Below are 20,828 nucleotides of genomic sequence, written 5' to 3' on the forward strand. Positions count from 1 at the left end.
CACGGACGAACCCGAACCGATCGCCTTCTCGGCCATGTGGTCGCCCCACAACCGCAGCGCCGCGCTCAGGAACATCCTCGCCCTCGCCAGCGAGATGGAGCGGTCGAGCCCTGGCCATTGAGCCTTGGGGCGATTCGCTCCGGCCACATCGGCGAGGCTACGGCGCAGGCGAGCGCACGAACACAACCCCTCCTATTTACCGCCGATAGTATCCGGCAGCCCTCCCGCCCTCTCTTTTCTGTTGCCTGTCCCGGATTTGCCTACTCTCTGATCGGCTCCGTCTCTTTTGCCGACTGGAGCCCGTATGCGCGGAGGCCGAATCCTTTGGGGTCAGATCGCCGTGGTCTTCACCATCGTTCTGGTGATGACCTGGGCGGCGACGCAATGGACGGCATGGCGGCTCGGGTTTCAGCCGCAGCTTGGCAACCCATGGTTCGAGCTGGCCGGCTGGCCGATCTATTATCCGCCCGCGCTGTTCTGGTGGTGGTATGCCTTCGACGCCTATGCACCCTCGATCTTCGTCGAGGGCGGCGTCATCGCGGCATCGGGCGGCCTCATGGCTGTCGCCGCCGCCATTCTCATGTCGATCATCCGGGCGCGGGAAGCGCGCAACGTCGCAACCTATGGCTCGGCGCGATGGGCCGAGGATCGGGAAATCCGCGCCGCAGGGCTGCTCGGCCCGGATGGCGTCGTGCTCGGCCGATACGAGCGCGACTATCTACGCCATGACGGGCCGGAACACGTTCTTTGCTTCGCGCCGACCAGAAGCGGCAAAGGCGTCGGCTTGGTGGTCCCCACCTTATTGACGTGGCCGGGAAGCTGCATCGTCCACGACATAAAGGGGGAAAATTGGACGCTGACAGCGGGCTTCCGCGCGAAGCATGGCCGGGTGTTGTTGTTCGATCCGACCAACGCCAGATCGTCGGCCTACAACCCGTTGCTGGAGGTGCGGCGGGGCGAATGGGAAGTCCGCGACGTGCAGAACGTCGCGGATATTCTGGTCGATCCCGAAGGCAGCCTCGACAAGCGCAACCATTGGGAAAAGACGAGCCACAGCCTTCTGGTAGGCGCAATCCTGCATGTTCTCTATGCAGAGGCCGACAAGACCTTGGCGGGCGTCGCAAACTTCCTGTCCGATCCCCGCCGCCCGGTCGAGGCGACCTTGCGTGCGATGATGGACACGCCGCACCTGGGCGACGCGGGCGTTCATCCGGTCATCGCGTCGTCGGCGCGCGAGCTGTTGAACAAGTCCGAGAATGAACGGTCGGGCGTGCTCTCCACCGCCATGTCCTTTCTCGGCCTCTATCGCGATCCTGTCGTGGCGCGGGTAACGGCGCGGTGCGACTGGCGCATTGCCGATCTCGTCGGCAGCAAGGAGCCGGTCAGTCTCTACCTCGTCGTGCCACCCAGCGACATCAACAGAACGAAACCGCTCATCCGCCTGATCCTCAATCAGATCGGCAGGCGATTGACGGAGGAATTGCATACGTCCGGCAAGCGGCATCGGCTTCTGTTGATGCTGGACGAGTTTCCCGCGCTCGGCAGACTCGACTTCTTTGAATCAGCACTCGCCTTCATGGCCGGCTACGGGATCAAATCCTTCCTGATCGCGCAGAGCCTAAATCAGATCGAGAAGGCTTACAGCGTCAACAATAGCGTGTTGGACAATTGCCATGTCCGCGTCGCCTTTGCGGCGAACGACGAGAGGACCGCGAAGCGGATCAGCGACGCGCTCGGCACCGCGACCGAGATGCGCGATTCCACCAACTATGCCGGGCATCGGCTCGCGCCCTGGCTGGGGCATCTCATGGTCTCGCGTCAGGAGACGGCGCGGGCGCTGCTCACACCCGGCGAAGTCATGCAGCTTCCGCCCAGCGACGAAATCGTCATGGTCGCGGGCACGCCGCCCATCCGGGCGGCCAAGGCACGCTATTTCGAGGATGCGCGGTTCATGGAACGCATCCTGACCCCGCCCGACCCGGCGGCCAGTCCCGCCATAGCAAACCTATCTTCCGACGATTGGTCGAACCGCATCGTCGCGGCGACGAATGCGGCGGCTCCGGCCACGGCCAGCGGGACCGAAGGCGATCCCGCCAATGCCGGCATCCGCCGCGAGCCGGAATTGCCCGAGCATGAGGAAATCGTCGCGCAGCCACCCCCGTCCGAACAGGAGTTCGATTTGCTGGACGACGAGCCGGACGTTGACCCCGCCAAGGCCCGCGCGCTGCGCCAGCGGATGCGGATGGTGGCGCGGCAGGTCTCCATGAATCCCGATGACGGTATCGAACTATGAGGACGTGCCTTTGACCAACCGCACCCGCATCAATGTCTATCTGGCCCCCGAACTGCTTGGCGAGGTGAGGACGCTGGCCCTGCGCCGCAATGTCGCTCAATCCAAGATCGTGGAGGCCGCTGTCGCATCCTTCCTGTCCGGCGACACGTCGGATCGGCTGGAGGCGGCCATGTCACGGCGGCTCGACAAGCTCGGCCGCCAGATCGATACGCTCGACGAAGATCTCGCCGTGCTCGGCGAGACCGTCTCGCTGTTCATCCGCATATGGCTTTCGTCCACGCCGACGCTGCCGGAGAGCGCGCAGGCTGCTGCGCGCGCCAAAGGCGTGGAACGGTTCGAGGGCTTCATGCAAATGCTCGGCAAGCGTCTGGCGACCGGAGACAGATTCCTGAAAGAGCTGTCGCGCGACATCGAATCACAACCTGCCGATTCCGGGTCATCGGAAGTCCCGGAGGATTGAGCGGCAGTATTCAACCCATCCTATTTGCCGTCGATAGCCGCCGATCACCGCATTCGCTTAGATAGTTGTTGAACCAGCCCGATTTCGGGCTTTCTTAATCGACCCCATTGCGGGGACCATCTGTCGCGCCCCGTGAGGAAACGGGGCCACGATGACCGCCACACACAACAGACCGGAAGCGATCCAGCGCGGCGCGCGCATGTTGCGCACCGCACTCGGCCCCGCCATCGCGCGCTTTCTGGAAGACCCCGCCGTCGTCGAGGTGATGCTGAATCCCGATGGCCGTATATGGATAGATCGACTTTCCGAAGGGCTGGCCGACACGGGCGAGATCATGTCGCCGGCCGATGGCGAACGCATCGTTCGGCTGGTCGCGCACCATGTCGGCGCGGAGGTTCATCCGCGCAGCCCGCGCGTCTCGGCCGAGCTTCCCGAGACCGGCGAGCGCTTTGAAGCCTTGCTTCCCCCGATTGTCGCCGGACCCGCTTTCGCCATCCGCAAACCCGCCGTCGCGGTGTTTACGCTGGACGACTATGTGGCCGCCGGCATCATGTCCGCCGATCAGGCAACGGCGTTGCGCGAAGCAGTCGCCTCGCGCGCCAACGTGCTTGTCGCGGGCGGCACGTCCACCGGCAAGACCACGCTCGTCAACGCGCTTCTGTCGGAGATCGCAAACAGCGCGGATCGCGTCGTCATCATCGAGGACACGCGCGAGCTGCAATGCCGCTCGGAAAATAAGGTGCCCATGCGCACCAAGGACGGTGTGGCCGACCTCACTGAACTGGCGCGGTCGTCCATGCGCTTCCGGCCCGACCGCATTCTCGTCGGCGAGGTGCGCGGCCCGGAAGCCCTCGACCTGCTCAAACTTTGGGGCACCGGCCATCCGGGCGGGGTCGGCACCATCCATGCCGGTTCCGGCATCGGCGCGCTGCGCCGCCTCGAACAGCTCATTCAGGAGGCCGTCGTCACGGTCCCCAAGGCGCTGATCGGCGAAACCATCGACCTTGTTGCCGTCCTCGCCGGGCGCGGTTCCGCGCGTCGGCTGGCCGAACTCGCCCGCGTCGAAGGGCTGGGGCCGGACGGCGACTACCGCATCAACCCCGCAACCAGCACCGAAGGAGATTCCCAATGATCCATCACGCCCTGCGTATCCGTCGCCATATCGCGACGGCCGCCGCCGTCACCTACGTCAGCCTGTTCCTCGCCCCGGCCGCCCATGCGTCCGGCTCGTCGATGCCGTGGGAAGCCCCTCTCCAAAGCATCCTCCAGTCCATTGAGGGGCCGGTCGCCAAAGTGGTGGCCGTCATCATCATCATCGTCACCGGCCTGACGCTCGCCTTCGGCGATACGAGCGGCGGGTTCAGGAGATTGATTCAGATCGTGTTCGGTCTGTCGATTGCGTTCGCCGCCAGCTCGTTCTTCTTGAGCTTCTTCAGCTTTGGCGGCGGGGCGCTCGTTTGATGGCGGGCGCGTTCGAGCAACTGGACACGGTGCCGGGCTTCACGATCCCGGTCCACAGGGCGCTGACCGAGCATATCCTGCTCGGCGGCGCTCCACGCTCCATCGCCATCATGAACGGCACGCTGGCCGGGGCCGTGGGCCTCGGCCTGCGCCTCTGGCTGGTCGGCCTCGCCATATGGGCCATCGGCCATTTCGCGGCCGTCTGGGCGGCCAAGCGCGATCCGCTTTTCGTGGAAGTCGGGCGGCGACATCTGCGCATCCCCGGCCATCTGGCGGTGTGAGGGCGCGGCCATGATGAACCTTACAGAATATCGCCGCACCGCCACCCGGCTCGCCGACTATCTGCCATGGGCCGCACTGGTCGGCTCCGGCGTCGTCTTGAACAAGGACGGGAGTTTTCAGAGGACAGCGAAGTTTCGCGGTCCCGATCTGGATTCTGCCGTCGCCGCCGAGCTGGTCGCCGTCGCCGGCCGGATCAACAATGCCGTGCGCCGCCTCGGATCGGGCTGGAGCATCTTCGTCGAGGCGCAGCGCTCCGAGGCCGCGACCTATCCCGACAGCATCTTTCCCGACGCAGCATCTGCGTTGCTGGACGCCGAACGGAAGGCAGCATTCGAGGAAGCCGGGACGCATTTCGTGTCCGGCTACTTCCTGACCTTCCTCTATCTGCCGCCGGCCGAGGAAGCCGCCCGCGCGGAATCCTGGCTCTACGAGGGTCGCGAGCAAGCCGGCGTCGATCCTTGGGAAGCCCTGCGCGGCTTTGCCGACCGCACAGACCGCGTGCTGGCGCTGCTCGACGGCTTCATGCCCGAATGCCGCTGGCTCGATGACGGCGAGACGCTGACCTACCTGCATTCCACCATCTCCACGAACCGGCATCGCGTGCGCGTGCCTGAGGTGCCGATGCACTTGGACGCGCTGCTCGCCGACCAGCCGTTGACCGGCGGTCTGGAGCCGCGCCTGGGCGGCCAGCACCTCCGCGTGCTGACCATCGTCGGCTTCCCCACCGCGACCACGCCTGGCCTTTTGGACGAGATGAACCGGCTGCCGTTTCCGTATCGGTGGAGCACGCGCGCGATCCTGCTCGACAAGACCGATGCGACCCGGCTGCTGACGAAGATCAGGCGGCAATGGTTCGCCAAGCGCAAGAGCATCGCGGCGATCCTGAAAGAGGTGATGACCAACGAGGCGTCCGCGCTTGTGGACACCGACGCCGCGAACAAGGCGCTCGACGCCGACATGGCGTTGCAGGAACTCGGCGCGGACTTGGCGGGCATGGCCTACGTCACCGCCACAGTGACGGTATGGGATGCCGACCCGCGCATAGCCGACGAGAAATTGCGCCTGGTCGAGAAGATCGTTCAGGGCCGCGACTTCACCGCCATGGCCGAGACCGTCAACGCGGTTGACGCATGGCTCGGCAGCCTGCCCGGCCATGCCTACGCAAACGTGCGGCAGCCACCCATCAGCACGTTGAATCTCGCCCACGTGATCCCGCTATCGGCGGTGTGGGCGGGGCCGGAACGAGACGAGCATTTCGGTGCACCCCCTTTGCTCTTTGGAAAGACCGAAGGCTCAACCCCGTTCCGGCTAAGTCTCCATGTCGGCGATGTGGGCCACACCCTTGTCGTCGGCCCCACGGGCGCGGGTAAATCCGTGCTGCTCGCCCTCATGGCCTTGCAGTTCCGCCGCTATGCGGAATCGCAGGTGTTCGCGTTCGATTTCGGTGGCTCGATCCGGGCCGCTACACTTGCCATGGGCGGGGACTGGCACGATCTCGGCGGCAACAGCGCCGCCGCGCCGCCAGTGGACGAGACCGATGCCATCGACCGGGCGTTGGCCGCGCTCGATCCCCTCTACGATGGCGTCGCGCTGCAACCGCTCGCCCGTGTCCACGACACCTATGAACGGGCATGGGCCGGAGACTGGATCGCCGCCATCCTCATGCGCGAGGGGCTGTCGATCACGCCGGAGGTGAAGGAGCATCTTTGGACGGCGCTGACCTCGCTGGCGTCCGCGCCGGTCGAGGAACGCACCATCACCGGCCTTGCGGTCCTGCTGCAATCCAATGATCTGAAACAGGCGCTACGCCCGTTCTGCGTCGGCGGTGCCTATGGCCGGCTGCTCGACGCCGAGACGGAGCATTTGGGATCGGCGGACGTGCAGGCGTTCGAGATCGAGGGCCTTGTCGGAACCGGCGCGGCCCCGGCCGTGCTCGCCTATCTGTTCCATCGCATCGGCGACCGGCTCGACGGGCGGCCGACGCTGCTCATCATCGACGAGGGCTGGCTTGCGCTGGACGACGAGGGTTTCGCCGGCCAGCTCCGCGAATGGCTGAAAACGCTCCGCAAGAAAAACGCCAGCGTCATCTTCGCCACGCAAAGCCTGTCCGACATTGATGGGAGCAACATCGCGCCCGCCATCATCGAGAGCTGCCCGACGCGGCTCTTGCTGCCGAACGAGCGCGCCATCGAGCCGCAGATTACAGCCATCTATCGCCGCTTCGGCCTCAATGACCGCCAGATAGAAATCCTCGCAAGGGCCACGCCCAAGCGCGACTATTACTGCCAGTCGCGGCGCGGAAATCGCCTGTTCGAGCTTGGCCTGTCCGAAGTCGGCCTCGCGCTCTGCGCCGCATCAGCCAAGTCCGACCAGACGCTCATTGCGCAGATCGTCGCCGAACACGGCCGCGCCGGCTTCCTCGCTGCCTGGCTGCGCGAGCGCGGCGTCGATTGGGCGGCCGACCTGATCCCCGACCTCACCAACCTCGCCGACCGACCGGAATCCGCCGCGCCGGCCCGGCTCGATACCCACCCCACGCAGGAGATCCTTCCATGACCTATTCCAAGATCGCTCGGGCTTCGGCCCTCGCATTGGTGCTTTCCGTACCCGTCGCGCTTTCGCCGATGGCGGCGGCACCGGCACACGCCCAGCTTTTCGGCCGGATCGTCTATGACCCGTCCAACTACGCGCAGAACGTGCTCACCGCCGCCCGCTCCCTGGAGCAGATCAACAACCAGATTCAAAGCCTCCAGAACGAGGCGACCATGTTGATGAATCAGGCCCGCAATCTGGCGAGCCTGCCGTTCTCGTCGCTTCAGCAGCTCCAGCAGAACGTGAGCCGCACGCAGCAGCTTTTGGGACAGGCACAGAACATCGCTTTCGACGTGCAGCGGATCGACCAGGCGTTCCAGCAGCAATACGGCAATGTCTCGCTCTCGGCCACCGACCAGCAGCTCGTCGCCGATGCCCGCGCGCGCTGGCAGAACACGGTCGGCGGCTTGCAGGACGCCATGCGCGTGCAGGCCGGCGTCGTCGGCAACATCGACACCAACCGCACGCAGATGTCGGAGCTTGTCGGGCAGAGCCAGAACGCCACCGGCGCGCTGCAAGCCACGCAGGCGGGCAACCAGCTTCTCGCCCTCCAGTCGCAGCAGCTTTCCGACCTGATCGCCTTGCTCGCCGCCAACGGTCGGGCGGGCGCGCTGACCGAGGCCGAGCGCGCGACCGCCGCCGAACAGGGCCGCATCCAGCGCGAGCGGTTCCTGACGCCGGGTACCGGCTACCAGCCGGGCAATGCGCAGATGTTCAACGGCAACAACTGACGGGAGGCTCGCCATGGACGGCAAGATGCTGGCCCGGCTCGGGGCCGTGGTGTTCATCGCCATCGCCGTCACGGCGACCGCCATCGACATGGCGCGGAAGGACGAACCGTCCGCGCCGCCCGCTGCGCCGACCTTCCAGCCGCCGGCCGATCCGCTGCGCGAAACCCTGCGCCGCTGCCAGCGGCTCGGCGAGGCGGCCGCCAGCGACGCCGACTGCCTCGCCGCCTGGGCTGAATCCCGCGACCGCTTCTTGCGTCCCACGCCGTCGCCCGCCGCGCCGCAGTCCAGCGAAAGGCGGTAGGCACATGGGGAACACGGGCGTCATCGACAATTTCCTCGGGGTCTTCACCCAATATATCGACTCCGGGTTTGGCTTGCTCGGCGGAGAGGTGGCGTTCATCGCCACGACGCTCATCGTCATCGACGTGACGCTGGCTGCCCTGTTCTGGAGCTGGGGGGCGGATGACGACATCATCGCCCGGCTGGTGAAGAAGACCCTGTTCGTCGGGGTGTTCGCCTACATCATCAGCAATTGGCAGAACCTCGCCCGCATCGTCTTCGAGAGCTTCGCCGGACTCGGACTCATGGCGTCGGGCACTGGCTTTTCCGTCACCGATCTGATGCGGCCCGGTCGCGTGGCGCAAACCGGCCTCGACGCCGGCCGGCCGCTGCTCGATTCCATCTCCGACCTGATGGGCTGGATCGCGTTCTTCGAGAACTTCATTCAGATCGCCTGCCTGTTGTTCGCCTGGGCGCTCGTGGTGCTCGCCTTCTTCATCCTCGCCATCCAGCTTTTCGTGACGCTGATCGAGTTCAAATTGGTGACGCTCGCCGGCTTCGTGCTGATCCCCTTCGGCCTGTTCGGCAAGACCGCCTTCATGGCCGAAAAGGTCTTGGGCAACGTGATTTCCAGCGGCATCAAGGTTCTGGTGCTGGCCGTCATTATCGGCATCGGCTCGACACTGTTCTCTCAGTTCACGGCCGGCTTCGGCGGCCAGACACCGAGCATCGACGACGCGATGGCCATCGTTCTGGCCGCGCTGTCGCTGCTCGGCCTCGGCATCTTCGGTCCCGGTATCGCCAACGGCATCGTCTCCGGTGGCCCGCAGCTCGGTGCGGGCGCGGCCGTGGGAACCGGCCTTGCCGCAGGCGGCATGGTGCTGGCTGGCGGCGCGGCGGCAGGGGGCGGGGCGATGCTGGCTGCAAGAGGCGGTGCCGCCGCCCTGTCCGGCGGGGCCGCGGCCGTTCGCGGAGGTGCTGCCACCGCAGGCGCGGCGACCGCCGCCTACAGCGTCGGCGCGCTCGGCCAGTCTGGCGCGACAGGCGTCGCCTCCGGCCTTGGCGGCGTCGCCCGTGCCGCAGGCTCCGCCGCCGTCTCGCCGCTCAAACGCACCGCCGCGCGGGCCAGTGATTCCGTCAAATCCAGCTTCACCGAAGGCGCACGCGCCGGCTTCGGCGCGACCGGCGGCACGGTCGGCGGCGGCGATAGCGCGTCGGCAGCCGCATCGCCGTCTCCCCAAACCAACACGCCGCCAGCCTGGGCGCAGCGGATGCAGCGCTCGCAGGCGCTCAACCACGGCACCACCATGGCCGCCCATGCCGTGCGCTCCGGCGATAGCCATGGCGGCGGCTCTTCCGTCAATCTTTCCGAAAGCGACCGCTCATGAGCATCTTCAAACGACCAGCAGCCCACTACGGCAAGACCCCACAACCCGAGACGCCCTATCAGAAGGCCGCGCAGGCATGGGACGAGCGCATCGGCTCGGCCCGCGTGCAGGCGAGGAACTGGCGGCTGATGGCCTTCGGTTCCCTGTTCCTCTCGGCCGGCTTCGCCTCGGCGCTGGTCTGGCAGTCCGCACGCGGGACCGTCGTGCCGTGGGTTGTTCAGGTCGATGATCTCGGCCAGGCGCAGACCGTCGCCCCGGCCGTTGCCGACTATCGCCCGACCGACCCGCAGATCGCATGGCATCTCGGCCGCTTCATCGAGCAGGTCCGCGCGATCCCGGCAGACGCCATCATCGTCCGCCAGAATTGGTTGAGAGCCTACGAGTTCACCACGGATCGCGGCGCGGCGGCGCTCAACGACTATGCGCGGGCCAACGACCCGTTCACCCGCGTCGGCCGCCAGCAGATCGCCGTTGAGGTCTCCAGCGTCATTCGAGCCTCGCCCGACTCGTTCAGGGTGGCATGGACCGAACGGCACTACGAGAATGGCCAACTCGCCACGACCGAGCGATGGACCGCGATCCTGACCACCGTGCTCCAGACCCCGCGCGACGCCGAGCGCCTGCGCGCCAATCCGCTGGGCATCTATGTGAACGCAATTTCGTGGTCGCGGGAGATGAGCCAATGAGGACGATCACCCGCACGCCCGCGATTGCTGCCATGTTGCTTTCGGCGACCATGCTGGCCGGATGCGCCACCAATCGCACCCAGCAATGGAGCTATGACGATAGCGTGCCACCGCTGCCGACCGTGCAGGCGGCCGTCACCAACGACATGCCCCGGCCATTGCATGTTCCGCCGGCATGGACCGTGGCGCGCGGCGGCACCGCAGCGAGCACGCCGGCCGCCCGCGTCGAGAACGCCAATGCGGCCGCCCGCGTCGAGCCACGCCGCGAGGGCTACTACAACGCCATCCAGATTTACCCCTGGAGCGAAGGCGCGCTCTATCAGGTCTATGCCGCAGTCGGTCAGATCACCACCATTGCGCTGGAACCGGGCGAGGGCCTGACCGGCGCGGGACCGATTGCGGCCGGCGACACCGCCCGCTGGATCATCGGCGATACCGAAAGCGGCAGCGGCACGACCCGGCGCGTGCATGTGCTGGTGAAGCCGACCCGGCCGGACATCTCGACCAACCTCGTCATCTCCACCGACCGCCGCATCTACATGATCGAGCTGCGCGCCCGCGATGCGCTCTACATGCCCGCCGTCGCCTGGGCCTATCCCGCGCCGCCGGCAGGCCAGCGCCAGACCGTTCCGGCCGCGCCGGTCATCCCGGCCGAGGCCGCGCGCAACTACCGTTACGGCCTGACCGGCGACAGTCCGCCATGGCGGCCCATTTCCGTCTTCGACGACGGCCGCCGCGTCTATGTCGTCTTCCCGGCCGGCATCGTGCAGGGCGAAATGCCGCCGATCTTCGTGCTCGGCTCCGATGGCGAACCGCAGATCGTCAATTCCCGCATCCACCAGAACGTCCTGATCGTGGACCGCCTGTTCGGCGCGGCCGAGCTGCGCCTTGGCGGCGGCGACCGCCAGCAGGTCGTCAGGATCGTGCGCGTCGAGCAGACGCAGGCGGTGGCCCCGCAGGTCATCGGGGCAAGCACAGGAGGGCCGTCGTCATGACGGAAACCGTCACCAGCACGAATACCACAGCTCCGATGCGGCTGCGCGCCGAGCCGCCGCGCGTCACCCGCCTGTCCCGCAAGATGCTCGCCGGCGTCGGCGCTGTCGCCTTGCTCGGCATCGGCGGCGCTCTGATCTACGCCCTCCAGACCCGCGACGTGGGACCGGGCGGCGGCGAACTCTATTCGACCGAGAACCGCCCCACGGCGGACGGCTTGTCCGGCCTGCCGCGTGACTATACCGGCCCGGTCCTAGGGCCGGCGCTGCCCGGCGACCTCGGCCGTCCGATCCTCGACGCGCAGAACCGGGGGCAGCCGGTTGCGCCGCCGGTCATGGCGACGCCCGCCGTCGATCCCGAGGAAGAACGTCGCCGCGCCGAGGAAGAAGCCGCACGCCTGAGCAACGTGTTCTTCCAGACAGGTCCGAGCGCAGGAGCCGTCCCCGGCNCGGGGGCAGCCGGTTGCGCCGCCGGTCATGGCGACGCCCGCCGTCGATCCCGAGGAAGAACGTCGCCGCGCCGAGGAAGAAGCCGCACGCCTGAGCAACGTGTTCTTCCAGACAGGTCCGAGCGCAGGAGCCGTCCCCGGCGCGACCATGCCCGGCCTTGCCGGTCTCGACCTTGGAGGCCAGACGGCGACACAGGATCGGCAAACGGCGTTCCTTAACGGGCCGGTGGACCGGCAGACCGTCTCGGCGGATCGCGTCATGCCGCCACCCTCGCCTTACATCCTTCAGGCCGGAGCCGTCATCCCCGCTGCGTTGATAACCGGCATTCGTTCCGATCTGCCTGGCCAGATCACCGCCCAGGTCACAGAGAACGTCTATGACAGCCCGACCGGCAGCTTGCTCCTGATCCCGCAGGGCACGCGCATCATCGGCCAGTATGACAGTGGCGTGCAGTTCGGCCAGCGCCGCGTGTTGCTGGTGTGGAATCGTCTGATCTTGCCGGGCGGACGCTCCATCGTCCTCGAACGCCTGCCGGGCGCGGATGCTTCCGGCTATGCCGGTCTTGAGGATGGCGTCGATTATCACTGGTGGGATTTGATGAAGGCCGCCGGACTGTCCACGCTGCTCGCGGTCGGCACGGAGCTGGCGACCAGCGACGAGGACCGGCTTATTCGCGCCATCCGCGACGGGGCGCAGGACACCATCAATCAGGCCGGTCAGCAGATCATCCAGCGCCAGTTGCAGGTCGCGCCCACGCTGACCATCAGGCCGGGCTTCCCGGTCAGGGTCATCGTGACCCGCGACCTCATATTCGAGCCAGCAGGAGGTTGACCATGACTAAACTGAAACTTGGCGCGATCCCCGACGACAAGCCAATGAAAGTCACGGTGGAGCTGCCCGCGTCGCTCCACCGCGATCTGACCGCCTATGCCGAGGTGCTGGCCCGCGAGACCGACCAGCCCGTCGCCGATCCCATCAAGCTGATCGTGCCCATGCTGGAGCGGTTCATCGCCACGGATCGGGGGTTTGCGAAGGCACGGCGCTCGACCGACAGAGCGTCGTCGGCGAGGACATGAGCACGGAGGTATTATGACAGATCATTCGCTATCTGCGCTGACGAAACGGACCATTCGCAGGCACCAGCTTCGCGAGTTGGTTCCCCTTGCTGACACCACCATCTACGACATGGAGCAACGGGGGGAATTTCCTCAACGGTTCTATTTGACGGCTCGTTGCGTAGTTTGGGACCTTGCCGAAGTGGAGGCATGGCTTGAGGAACGTCGCCAAGCCTCCAGAGAGAAAGCCATCAAGCGCGCGCCGTCTCCCGACGTGAAGCTCAGGAAATTCCGACCCGTCAAACAGTAGGTTCAGAGCGCAGAAGGTCCATGGACGGCGGATACAGCGTCGGGACGTATTTCTGGCCGGCAACCCAGGCATCCACGAGGTTCGCCCACTCCTGCATCATGTGGCGGCGCTGGTGCTCGTATTCGGCTTTGTTGTAGATGCCGCGCGACGAACGTCCGTCCTCATGCGCCAGGCACTTTTCGATCCAGTCGCTATTGAAGCCCAACTCGTTCAACAGGGTTGAGCCTGTCCGGCGCAGATCGTGGACCGTGAACGGTTCGAGCGGCAAACCCTCCTTCTTCGCCCGGACCACGACGGCCGTGGTAATGCGGTTGAACGTCGCGCGCGACATCGGCGCATCCGCATCGTAGCGCGATGGCAGCAGATATTTGGAGTTGCCGGCGCAGGTCTTGAGCGCAATGAGGATGTCGATTGCTTGCTGCGCAAGATAGACGTTGTGCGCCTTGGATCGCTTCATCCGCTCCTTCGGGATCGACCAGACGGCGTTCTCGAAATCGACCTCATCCCAGGTCGCGTCCTGTAGCTCACTCTTCCTGACCATGGTGAGCAGGAACAGCTTCATGCCGAGCCGGATCGTCGGCAGCGTGGGCACATGCTCAAGCTGGCCGAGCATGACCCGGATTTCGGCAGGCGACAGAGAGCGGTCTCTGGGAACGAACGTTGTGATGGAGGCAGGCCCAACCTCATCGGCCGGGTTGGCCACCTTTTCCCCGTGCAGGATCGCGAAGGCGTAGACGAGCTTCACAATATCGCGGACGTGGACGGCTGTGGCCGGGGCTCCCCGTGCCTTCACCTTCTCGCACAGTGAACGCAGATCATCCGGTGTGATTTCCGTCAGGAGCCGCCTGCGAAACGTAGGCAGTATGTCACGCTCAAAGATCGAGCGGCGCATCGCGCGGGTGCTGTCCGCCATCCGCGCCTCTTGCAGCCAGCGTTCGCCAAGCTCGCCAAAGCTCTTTGCTTCCTTGATACGGCGTTTGTCCCGCCGCTTTTCGTGGGCCGGTGAGATGCCATCCTGGAGCATCAGTTTGGCCTCGATCAGCTTCTCCCGAGCACGAGCGAGCGAGGCACCGGCGGGACCATACTTGCCGATGATTACCGTTTCCCGCCGTCCGTTCAAACGGTAGTCGTACCGGAAGGTCATCGCTCCAGTCGGAGAGACCAGAAGGTACATACCGTCACGGTCCGTCACCTTGTATTTTTTGTCTCGTGGTTTCAATGCCTTAATGGCTGCATCCGTGAGCATTCTTCCCTCCGAAATTGACCCGAAAAGGAGGAATCCGCCCAAAAAGTCCGTCAGCCCAATTTTGACCCCTTCGCAGAAATTTCTTTCATGAAATTCAATGACTTATGGTCAAAAAAAGTCCGTCAGCGGCTTCCATTCCCCTGACGGTACTTTCAAAAAGTCGATTGAGCAAGTTCGGGGATGCCGTCGAAAAGTCCGTCTATCGCGAGGCTTGCCCTGCGATAGACGACGATAGACAGAGATTAAATTATCGTTTGATTTCAGAGTGTTATAGAGGGCTCTGGAGGGCTATCGGCGGCGTTTGGATAGGCCTGAATCATTCCCACTCGATCGTGCCAGGGGGCTTCGAGGTCACGTCGTAGACGACGCGGTTGATGCCGCGGACCTCGTTGATGATGCGGGTTGCCGCATTGCCGAGGAATTCCATGTCGTACGGGTAGAAATCCGCCGTCATGCCGTCCACCGACGTCACCGCGCGCAGGGCGCAGACGAACTCGTATGTCCGCCCGTCACCCATCACGCCCACCGTCTGCACCGGCAGAAGCACAGCGAAGGCCTGCCAGATGGCATCGTAGAGGCCAGCCTTGCGGATCTCGTCCAGGTAGATCGCGTCGGCCTGACGCAGGATATCCAGCTTCTCCCGCGTGACGCCGCCCGGGCAGCGGATCGCAAGCCCCGGTCCAGGGAAAGGGTGCCGCCCGACGAATTGCTCCGGCAGGCCAAGCTCCCGCCCGAGGGCCCGAACCTCGTCCTTGAACAGCTCGCGCAGCGGTTCCACCAGCTTCATGTTCATGCGTTCGGGAAGACCGCCCACATTGTGATGCGACTTGATGGTCACCGAAGGGCCGCCGGTAAAGGACACGCTCTCGATCACGTCGGGATAAAGCGTGCCTTGCGCCAGGAAGTCGGCGCCGCCGATCTTGGCGGCTTCCGCCTCGAAGGTCTCGATGAAAAGACGGCCGATCGTCTTGCGCTTGATCTCCGGGTCGAGTTCGCCCTCCAGCGCGTCGAGGAACAGATCCTGAGCTTCGACGTGCACCAGCGGGATGTTGTAATGGTCGCGGAACATCGTGACCACTTCCTGCGCCTCGTTCAGGCGCATCAAGCCGTGATCGACGAAGATGCAGGTCAGCTGGTCGCCTATGGCTTCATGGATCAGGATCGCCGCAACCGAAGAGTCGACGCCGCCTGACAATCCGCAGATCACCCGCCCGCCGCCGACCTTCTCGCGGATTTCCGCAACCGCCTGCTCGCGGAAGGCGGCCATTGTCCAGTCGCCCTTCAGGCCGACGATCCGGTGCACGAAATTGGAAATCAGCCGTGCGCCATCCGGCGTGTGCACCACCTCCGGGTGAAACTGCACGCCATAGAAGCGCCGCCTCTCATCCGCAATGGCGGCAAAGGGCGCGCCGGGCGAAACTCCGACGATCTCGAAGCCTTCGGGCAGCGCGGTAACCCTGTCGCCATGGCTCATCCAGACCTGATGCCGCGTGCCTTCGGCCCACACGCCCTCGAACAGCGGCGAATTCTTCTGCACTTCGACGAAGGCGCGGCCGAACTCCCGATGCAGACCGCCCTCGATCCGTCCGCCGAGCTGGGCGCACATGGTCTGCTGGCCGTAGCAGATGCCGAGAACCGGCAGGCCCGCGTCGAAGATCTCCTGCGGGGCGCGCGGAGAATCCTGCTCGGTCGTCGAAGCCGGGGAGCCGGACAGGATCACGCCCTTCGGCTTCAACCGCGCGAAGCCTTCCGCCGCAGACTGGAACGGTACGATCTCGGAGTAGACGCCCGCCTCGCGGACGCGTCGCGCGATGAGCTGCGTCACCTGCGAGCCGAAGTCGATGATGAGGATAGTGTCGGGGTGCTGGGTCATGGCGAACTTCTAGATAAAGTCGCCCAAAAGGCAAGGGCCTTTTTCGCCCTTATCGGCTTGTCAGCCCTCGTTCTCGTTCGCCAAGATCGGAGCCGGACGCCAGCCGCCGGCAAGCACGACCTCCAGCGTATCGACGGCGATCGCCAGACGCTCGTCGAGGGCATCCAGCAGACGCGTCCAGTCTTCGTAGCGCCGCAGGTCCGCGGCGCCGTCCGATATGCCGCGCAGGGCCACCATCGGCACGCCGAAGCGCTGGCAGGCGCGCATGACGGCGAAGCTTTCCATATCGACCATGTCGGCGTCGATCGCCAGATAGCGCGACCCGGTCACCACGTCCGAGCCGGTCGACAGGCGCGCGGACGGGACTGCGGGCAGCGGCGTCTCCAGCGGCGTTTCGACGAGATGGTCCGTAAACGGTGTCTGCCCCTTGTCGAAGCCGAGCGGCGAGGCGTCCATGTCGCGCCACGAGACGCTGGACGCCTGGTAGATCTCGCCCTGCGGCAGGGTACGCGAGCCGGCGGAGCCCAGGCATACCACGAGGCCCGGCATGGCGCCGGCTTCCTGCGCCAGCCTGAGCGCCAACCCGGTCTCGAGCGCGGCCTCCACGGGGCCGACGCCGACGATGGCCGGCTGGATGCGCTTTCGCAGCTGCGGCCCGTATTCCGGCATCGCCGCCATGACGAACAAGGTCGGTACCCCACCCAGCGATGCGATCCGCGCCTGGCTCATCATGCAGCTCCAACCCGGGTCAGCCGGGCGAAGAAGAACCCGTCCGTACCCGTGCGATGCGGCGTCATCGTCATCGCCCGGCCGCCCGCGACATCGACCGGAATGTATGGTGCGCCCGGCTGCGGTATCGCCGTCTGCCATAGGGTCGACGCATCCTCGACGCGGAATTGAGGATGCGTGTCGACGAAGCGGGCGACGCGCGCGCCGTTCTCCTCTTCCAGGACGGAGCAGGTCACGTAGGCCAGATGCCCGCCGGGCCTGACATATTGCGCCGCCGCCGACAGAACCTTGTCCTGCTCGGCCATGCGGCGGTGAAGCTGCTGCTCCGTCAGCCGCCACCGGGCATCCGGGCGGCGCCGCCAGGTGCCCGACCCGGTACATGGCGCATCAACCAGGACGAGATCCATAGACCCCGCAAGCGACGAAAGATCGTCGCGCGGCGCATGAACGGTGATCGCCTCGGCGCCGGCGCGCCGGAGCCGTTCCCAGATGGGGGCCAGCCGCTGGCGGTCCGCGTCGTAGGCGTGGACGGCCCCCTCGCCGGCCATGTCGGCCGCCAGCGCCAGCGTCTTGCCGCCGGCGCCGGCGCAGTAATCGAGCACCGAAATGCCGGGCCGCGCCCCGGCCAGCAAGGCCGCGATCTGCGACCCTTCGTCCTGGATTTCGAACAGGCCGGTCTGGAAGGCTTCCTCAACCTGCACGTTGGGGTGGCGGCCGTCCCCCTGGATCGGCGGTATCCGCAAGCCCTGCGGCGCGTACGGCGTCGGCACGGCGCCGAACCCGCGGAGCTTTTCGAGTACCTCGTCCCGGTTGGCGCGCAGCGTGTTGACGCGCATGTCCAGCGGGGGGCGATCGCCCATGGCGCGCGCCTCGGCCACCCACTCGTCGCCGAGCGAGCGCGCAAGGGGCACGGCCAGCCAATCCGGCACATCGGCCGCCACGGCATCCGGCGCATCGGAAAGCGGCGCCTGTGTCAGGCGGACGAAACCGTCGGAAGCCGGCATCTGCGGCGCGAACCTGTCGCCTGCGAGCGCTACCGAAAGATCCTGCGCAGGCAGGCCGGCATCCACCACTGCCGCGAACGCCAGTGCGCGGGGTGTATCGTCGCCCATGCGCCAGCCCAGAGAACGGCGGCGTCGCAGCACGTCGTAGACGATATTGCCGATGGCCGCCCTGTCGCCGGAGCCGGCAAAGCGATGCGAAAGGCCCCAGTCCTTCAGCGCATCGGCCACAGGGCGTCGGCGCGAATCCATGTCTTCGATGATTTCGATCGCGGCCGCGATTCTTCCGCCAAGGCGCATGGACAAGATCCTGAAGTCGTTCCTGCCGTTTGGTACCGAAGGCACCCGGCATCGGCAAGCCCATCGAAAAAGGGGCCGCCCGTCGCCAGGCAGCCCCCTTCGGAATGTCGGCTCGCGGTGGTTACTCGGCGGCCTGCTGCGGCGTGTTCGGCGTCACCGAGATTGCAGGCTCGCGGCCCGCGAGTTCGGCGCGGGCCTTGCGAACTCCGGCCCCGTAATCCGGATGGACCTTGTCGAACAGGGCGATCTGCCGCTCGGCGATCTCTTCCGGGATACCGCCCATCGCCGCCGCGATATTGGCGAAGAGGCGCGCCTTCTCGCCATCGTCGAACAGGTTGAACAGGGCGCGCGGCTGGCCGAAATCGTCGTTGCCTTCGCGGTGGTCGTAACGCGAGGCATCACCCGAGATACGCAGGGGCGGCTCCTGTGCCGACTTGTCCTCGAACGGGCCGTTGACCGAGTTCGGCTCGTAATAGGCATCCGGATTGCCGGTCTTGATGCCGCCGAAGACGTTCATCTGGCCATCGCGATGGTAGTGATGCACCGGGCAGCGCGGCTGGTTGACCGGGATGGTCTCGTAATGCGTGCCGAGGCGGTGGCGATGCGCGTCGGCGTAGGAGAAGACGCGCGCCTGCAGCATCTTGTCGGGCGAATAGGCGATGCCCGGCACGATGTTCGACGGCGAGAAGGCGGCGTTCTCGATCTCGGCGAAGTAGTTTTCCGCGTTGCGGTTCAGTTCCATGACGCCGATATCGATCGGCGGATAGTCCGCATGCGGCCAGACCTTCGTCAGGTCGAACGGGTTGTAGGGCGTCTTCTCGGCATCCGCCTCGGGCATGATCTGCACCTGCAGCGTCCAGCGCGGGAACTCGCCCTTTTCGATGCCGCCGAACAGCGCTTCCTGGTAGCTTTCGCGCGTACGCCCGATGACCTGGTCGGCTTCTTCGTTGGTGAAGTGCTTGTGGCCCTGCTGGGTCTTGAAGTGGAACTTCACCCAGTAACGCTCGCCCGCGTCGTTCCACAGCGAGAAGGTGTGCGAGCCGTAGCCGTTCATGAACTGCGGCGCCACGGGCAGCCCGCGGTCGGACATGAGGATCGTTACCTGGTGCAGGCTCTCGGGCGAAAGCGACCAGAAGTCCCACATGGCGGTCGGCGAACGCATGTTGGTCTTGGGATGGCGCTTCTGCGTGTGGATGAAATCCGGGAACTTGTAGGCGTCACGCACGAAGAAGACAGGCGTGTTGTTGCCGACGAGATCCCAGTTTCCGTCCTCGGTATAGAACTTCAGGGCGAAGCCGCGCACGTCGCGCTCGGCGTCGGCGGCGCCCATTTCGCCGGCAACGGTGGAGAAGCGTGCCAGCATCGGCGTCTCGGCACCCGGCTGCAAGACCTTGGCCTTGGTGTAGCGCGAGATGTCGCCGGTGATCGTCAGCGTACCGAAGGCGCCCCAGCCCTTGGCGTGAACGACCCGTTCCGGAATGCGCTCCCGGTTCTGGTGGGCCAGCTTCTCGATGAGCTGGTAGTCCTGCAGGAGCGCCGGGCCGCGAGGACCGGCCGTCCACGTGTTCTGGTTGTCGGGCACCGGCGAGCCGGCGGTCGTCGTCAGGGTCTTGCGATCGGTCATGTCAATCTCCGTCTTGCCGTCCAACAGGCGAAACCTGGAGACGTTCCAACATCCTTTTTCGATAAATTCCAATCGTATTTACGCTGCGCGTCGATTAGTTTATCTGATGACGATGCTGACCGTACGCCAGATGCGCTATTTCGAGGCGCTTGCCGACACGCTCCATTTCGGGCGCGCGGCCCATCGCCTCAACATCACGCAACCCGCCCTTTCCGGCCAGATCGCGCAGATGGAGGCGGATTTTGCGGCACGGCTTTTCGAGCGTCGTCCATCGGGCGTGGTCCTGACACCGGAAGGCGACGCGGTTCGCCAGCGCATACGGCGGATCATGGGCGAGATCCGGGACCTCGAAGCCATGGCGGGACGGCGCGAGGGCCTGACCGGCCAGTTGCGGCTGGGCGTCATCGCGTCGGTTGCGCCGTACCTGCTGCCCGATCTGCTGCCCAAGGCCGCAACGCGCTTTCCCGGCCTCGATCTCGGCCTGAAGGAAAACGTTACCGAGCGCCTCCTGGCGGACCTGTCGGCCGGCAGCCTCGACTGCGCCCTCGTGGCGCTTCCGGTCACGGACCCCTCCTTCCGCGTCGTCGAACTGGTCGACGATCCCTTTTATCTGGCGGTGCCGACGGCCGATGCGGCGCGCATCGCAGCACCTGTGCGGCCTCAGGCGCTCGTCAACGAACGGTTGATCCTGCTCGAAGAGGGCCACTGCATGCGCGACCAGGCGCTGGCCGTGTGCAAGATCGTGGAAACCCGCGACCTGGCATCGCTGGGCGCCACCTCACTCGCGACGCTTCTGCGCATGGTGGCCGGCGGACTCGGCGTCACGCTGGCGCCACTGCTGGCACTGGCCGCGGAAGGCCGCAGCGGCGGCATAGAGTTCCTGCCCTTCGGTGCACCGCAGCCGATCCGCCGACTGGCCCTTGCCTACCGCGCGTCTTCCGGACGGGAGTCGGGCTTCGCCGCCTTGGCCGATTGCATCAGAGGCGTGCTTGCAGAGGAACAGGCAAAGAGCCTGCACCATGTCGAATCCGCATGACGATTATAACTTTTGATTGAGCATATTCCATTCAGGATCA

19 protein-coding genes and 1 pseudogene are annotated in these 20,828 nt (G+C 65.7%); 15 read left to right on the forward strand and 5 right to left on the reverse strand.

Going from position 1 to position 20,828, the window contains the following annotated elements; all coding sequences use genetic code 11:
• The first annotated feature begins 304 nt into the window (after positions 1–304).
• From NDN16_RS19720 to NDN16_RS19785, 14 genes and pseudogenes are all read left to right on the forward strand, one after another.
• Complete coding sequence (locus tag NDN16_RS19720; protein ID WP_251115167.1) at positions 305–2,293, forward strand: conjugal transfer protein TraG; 1,989 nt, start codon at positions 305–307, stop codon at positions 2,291–2,293.
• A complete protein-coding gene (locus tag NDN16_RS19725; protein ID WP_435301138.1) occupies positions 2,274–2,753 on the forward strand; it encodes a CopG family transcriptional regulator in 480 nt (159 codons plus the stop codon). The genes NDN16_RS19720 and NDN16_RS19725 overlap by 20 nt, the downstream gene beginning before the upstream one ends.
• Before the next feature lie 151 nt (positions 2,754–2,904).
• On the forward strand, positions 2,905–3,885 hold the full coding sequence (gene trbB, locus NDN16_RS19730; RefSeq protein WP_251115168.1) for a P-type conjugative transfer ATPase TrbB: 981 nt from the start codon (positions 2,905–2,907) through the stop codon (positions 3,883–3,885).
• Positions 3,882–4,214 carry a TrbC/VirB2 family protein gene (locus NDN16_RS19735; RefSeq protein ID WP_251115169.1) on the forward strand — a complete coding sequence of 111 codons (333 nt, stop codon included), beginning with the start codon at positions 3,882–3,884 and terminating at the stop codon, positions 4,212–4,214. Before trbB ends, NDN16_RS19735 begins: the two co-directional genes overlap by 4 nt.
• Positions 4,214–4,495 (forward strand): VirB3 family type IV secretion system protein, encoded by a 282-nt coding sequence (locus NDN16_RS19740; protein WP_251115170.1) that lies wholly within the window; start codon positions 4,214–4,216, stop codon positions 4,493–4,495. Before NDN16_RS19735 ends, NDN16_RS19740 begins: the two co-directional genes overlap by 1 nt.
• A gap of 10 nt (positions 4,496–4,505) precedes the next feature.
• Positions 4,506–7,052 (forward strand): conjugal transfer protein TrbE, encoded by a 2,547-nt coding sequence (gene trbE / locus NDN16_RS19745; protein ID WP_251115171.1) that lies wholly within the window; start codon positions 4,506–4,508, stop codon positions 7,050–7,052.
• On the forward strand, positions 7,049–7,819 hold the full coding sequence (gene trbJ, locus NDN16_RS19750; protein WP_251115172.1) for a P-type conjugative transfer protein TrbJ: 771 nt from the start codon (positions 7,049–7,051) through the stop codon (positions 7,817–7,819). The genes trbE and trbJ overlap by 4 nt, the downstream gene beginning before the upstream one ends.
• Before the next feature lie 13 nt (positions 7,820–7,832).
• Positions 7,833–8,120, forward strand: coding sequence for a putative entry exclusion protein TrbK-alt (trbK-alt, locus tag NDN16_RS19755; RefSeq protein WP_251115173.1), 288 nt, complete (start codon positions 7,833–7,835; stop codon positions 8,118–8,120).
• Positions 8,121–8,124: 4 nt separating this feature from the next.
• Positions 8,125–9,486: a P-type conjugative transfer protein TrbL gene (gene trbL, locus NDN16_RS19760; protein ID WP_251115174.1), complete on the forward strand. Its 1,362-nt coding sequence runs from the start codon at positions 8,125–8,127 to the stop codon at positions 9,484–9,486.
• Positions 9,483–10,172, forward strand: coding sequence for a conjugal transfer protein TrbF (trbF, locus tag NDN16_RS19765; RefSeq protein WP_251115175.1), 690 nt, complete (start codon positions 9,483–9,485; stop codon positions 10,170–10,172). The genes trbL and trbF overlap by 4 nt, the downstream gene beginning before the upstream one ends.
• On the forward strand, positions 10,169–11,167 hold the full coding sequence (trbG, locus tag NDN16_RS19770; protein WP_251115176.1) for a P-type conjugative transfer protein TrbG: 999 nt from the start codon (positions 10,169–10,171) through the stop codon (positions 11,165–11,167). Before trbF ends, trbG begins: the two co-directional genes overlap by 4 nt.
• 35 nt (positions 11,168–11,202) lie before the next feature.
• Positions 11,203–12,445, forward strand: a pseudogene (locus NDN16_RS19775) (TrbI/VirB10 family protein).
• Between the two features lie 2 nt (positions 12,446–12,447).
• Positions 12,448–12,690 (forward strand): DUF2274 domain-containing protein, encoded by a 243-nt coding sequence (locus tag NDN16_RS19780; protein WP_251115177.1) that lies wholly within the window; start codon positions 12,448–12,450, stop codon positions 12,688–12,690.
• A 13-nt stretch (positions 12,691–12,703) separates the two neighbouring features.
• A complete protein-coding gene (locus NDN16_RS19785; protein ID WP_251115178.1) occupies positions 12,704–12,979 on the forward strand; it encodes a helix-turn-helix transcriptional regulator in 276 nt (91 codons plus the stop codon).
• On the opposite strand, the gene NDN16_RS19790 is transcribed toward NDN16_RS19785, so the two are convergent.
• The 5 genes from NDN16_RS19790 to katA form a co-directional block, all read right to left on the reverse strand.
• Entirely contained in the window at positions 12,969–14,225 is a 1,257-nt protein-coding gene (locus NDN16_RS19790) for a tyrosine-type recombinase/integrase (protein WP_251115179.1), read from the reverse strand. The two genes, NDN16_RS19785 and NDN16_RS19790, sit on opposite strands and share 11 nt — an antisense overlap.
• Before the next feature lie 316 nt (positions 14,226–14,541).
• Entirely contained in the window at positions 14,542–16,098 is a 1,557-nt protein-coding gene (gene guaA / locus NDN16_RS19795) for a glutamine-hydrolyzing GMP synthase (protein ID WP_251115180.1), read from the reverse strand.
• Positions 16,099–16,158: 60 nt separating this feature from the next.
• Positions 16,159–16,827, reverse strand: coding sequence for a 5'-methylthioadenosine/S-adenosylhomocysteine nucleosidase (locus tag NDN16_RS19800; RefSeq protein WP_251115181.1), 669 nt, complete (start codon positions 16,825–16,827; stop codon positions 16,159–16,161).
• Positions 16,827–18,128 (reverse strand): RsmB/NOP family class I SAM-dependent RNA methyltransferase, encoded by a 1,302-nt coding sequence (locus NDN16_RS19805; RefSeq protein WP_251115182.1) that lies wholly within the window; start codon positions 18,126–18,128, stop codon positions 16,827–16,829. Before NDN16_RS19805 ends, NDN16_RS19800 begins: the two co-directional genes overlap by 1 nt.
• Positions 18,129–18,249: 121 nt before the next feature.
• Entirely contained in the window at positions 18,250–19,752 is a 1,503-nt protein-coding gene (gene katA / locus NDN16_RS19810) for a catalase KatA (protein WP_251115183.1), read from the reverse strand.
• 106 nt (positions 19,753–19,858) lie between these two features.
• Between katA and NDN16_RS19815 the strand changes: the two genes are divergently transcribed.
• Positions 19,859–20,788 carry a hydrogen peroxide-inducible genes activator gene (locus NDN16_RS19815; protein ID WP_251115184.1) on the forward strand — a complete coding sequence of 310 codons (930 nt, stop codon included), beginning with the start codon at positions 19,859–19,861 and terminating at the stop codon, positions 20,786–20,788.
• Positions 20,789–20,828: the final 40 nt, after the last annotated feature.

It is taken from the genome of Aureimonas altamirensis, assembly GCF_023702225.1.
Classification (GTDB): domain Bacteria; phylum Pseudomonadota; class Alphaproteobacteria; order Rhizobiales; family Rhizobiaceae; genus Aureimonas; species Aureimonas altamirensis_B.

Excerpts from the sequence above, each read along its gene's own strand:
- NDN16_RS19720 (WP_251115167.1), top strand. The coding sequence starts at position 305 with ATGCGCGGAGGCCGAATCCTTTGGGGTCAGATCGCCGTGGTCTTCACC.
- NDN16_RS19725 (WP_435301138.1), top strand. The coding sequence starts at position 2,274 with ATGACGGTATCGAACTATGAGGACGTGCCTTTGACCAACCGCACCCGC.
- trbB (WP_251115168.1), top strand. The coding sequence starts at position 2,905 with ATGACCGCCACACACAACAGACCGGAAGCGATCCAGCGCGGCGCGCGC.
- NDN16_RS19735 (WP_251115169.1), top strand. The coding sequence starts at position 3,882 with ATGATCCATCACGCCCTGCGTATCCGTCGCCATATCGCGACGGCCGCC.
- NDN16_RS19740 (WP_251115170.1), top strand. The coding sequence starts at position 4,214 with ATGGCGGGCGCGTTCGAGCAACTGGACACGGTGCCGGGCTTCACGATC.
- trbE (WP_251115171.1), top strand. The coding sequence starts at position 4,506 with ATGATGAACCTTACAGAATATCGCCGCACCGCCACCCGGCTCGCCGAC.
- trbJ (WP_251115172.1), top strand. The coding sequence starts at position 7,049 with ATGACCTATTCCAAGATCGCTCGGGCTTCGGCCCTCGCATTGGTGCTT.
- trbK-alt (WP_251115173.1), top strand. The coding sequence starts at position 7,833 with ATGGACGGCAAGATGCTGGCCCGGCTCGGGGCCGTGGTGTTCATCGCC.
- trbL (WP_251115174.1), top strand. The coding sequence starts at position 8,125 with ATGGGGAACACGGGCGTCATCGACAATTTCCTCGGGGTCTTCACCCAA.
- trbF (WP_251115175.1), top strand. The coding sequence starts at position 9,483 with ATGAGCATCTTCAAACGACCAGCAGCCCACTACGGCAAGACCCCACAA.
- trbG (WP_251115176.1), top strand. The coding sequence starts at position 10,169 with ATGAGGACGATCACCCGCACGCCCGCGATTGCTGCCATGTTGCTTTCG.
- NDN16_RS19780 (WP_251115177.1), top strand. The coding sequence starts at position 12,448 with ATGACTAAACTGAAACTTGGCGCGATCCCCGACGACAAGCCAATGAAA.
- NDN16_RS19785 (WP_251115178.1), top strand. The coding sequence starts at position 12,704 with ATGACAGATCATTCGCTATCTGCGCTGACGAAACGGACCATTCGCAGG.
- NDN16_RS19790 (WP_251115179.1), bottom strand. The coding sequence starts at position 14,225 with ATGCTCACGGATGCAGCCATTAAGGCATTGAAACCACGAGACAAAAAA.
- guaA (WP_251115180.1), bottom strand. The coding sequence starts at position 16,098 with ATGACCCAGCACCCCGACACTATCCTCATCATCGACTTCGGCTCGCAG.
- NDN16_RS19800 (WP_251115181.1), bottom strand. The coding sequence starts at position 16,827 with ATGAGCCAGGCGCGGATCGCATCGCTGGGTGGGGTACCGACCTTGTTC.
- NDN16_RS19805 (WP_251115182.1), bottom strand. The coding sequence starts at position 18,128 with ATGCGCCTTGGCGGAAGAATCGCGGCCGCGATCGAAATCATCGAAGAC.
- katA (WP_251115183.1), bottom strand. The coding sequence starts at position 19,752 with ATGACCGATCGCAAGACCCTGACGACGACCGCCGGCTCGCCGGTGCCC.
- NDN16_RS19815 (WP_251115184.1), top strand. The coding sequence starts at position 19,859 with ATGACGATGCTGACCGTACGCCAGATGCGCTATTTCGAGGCGCTTGCC.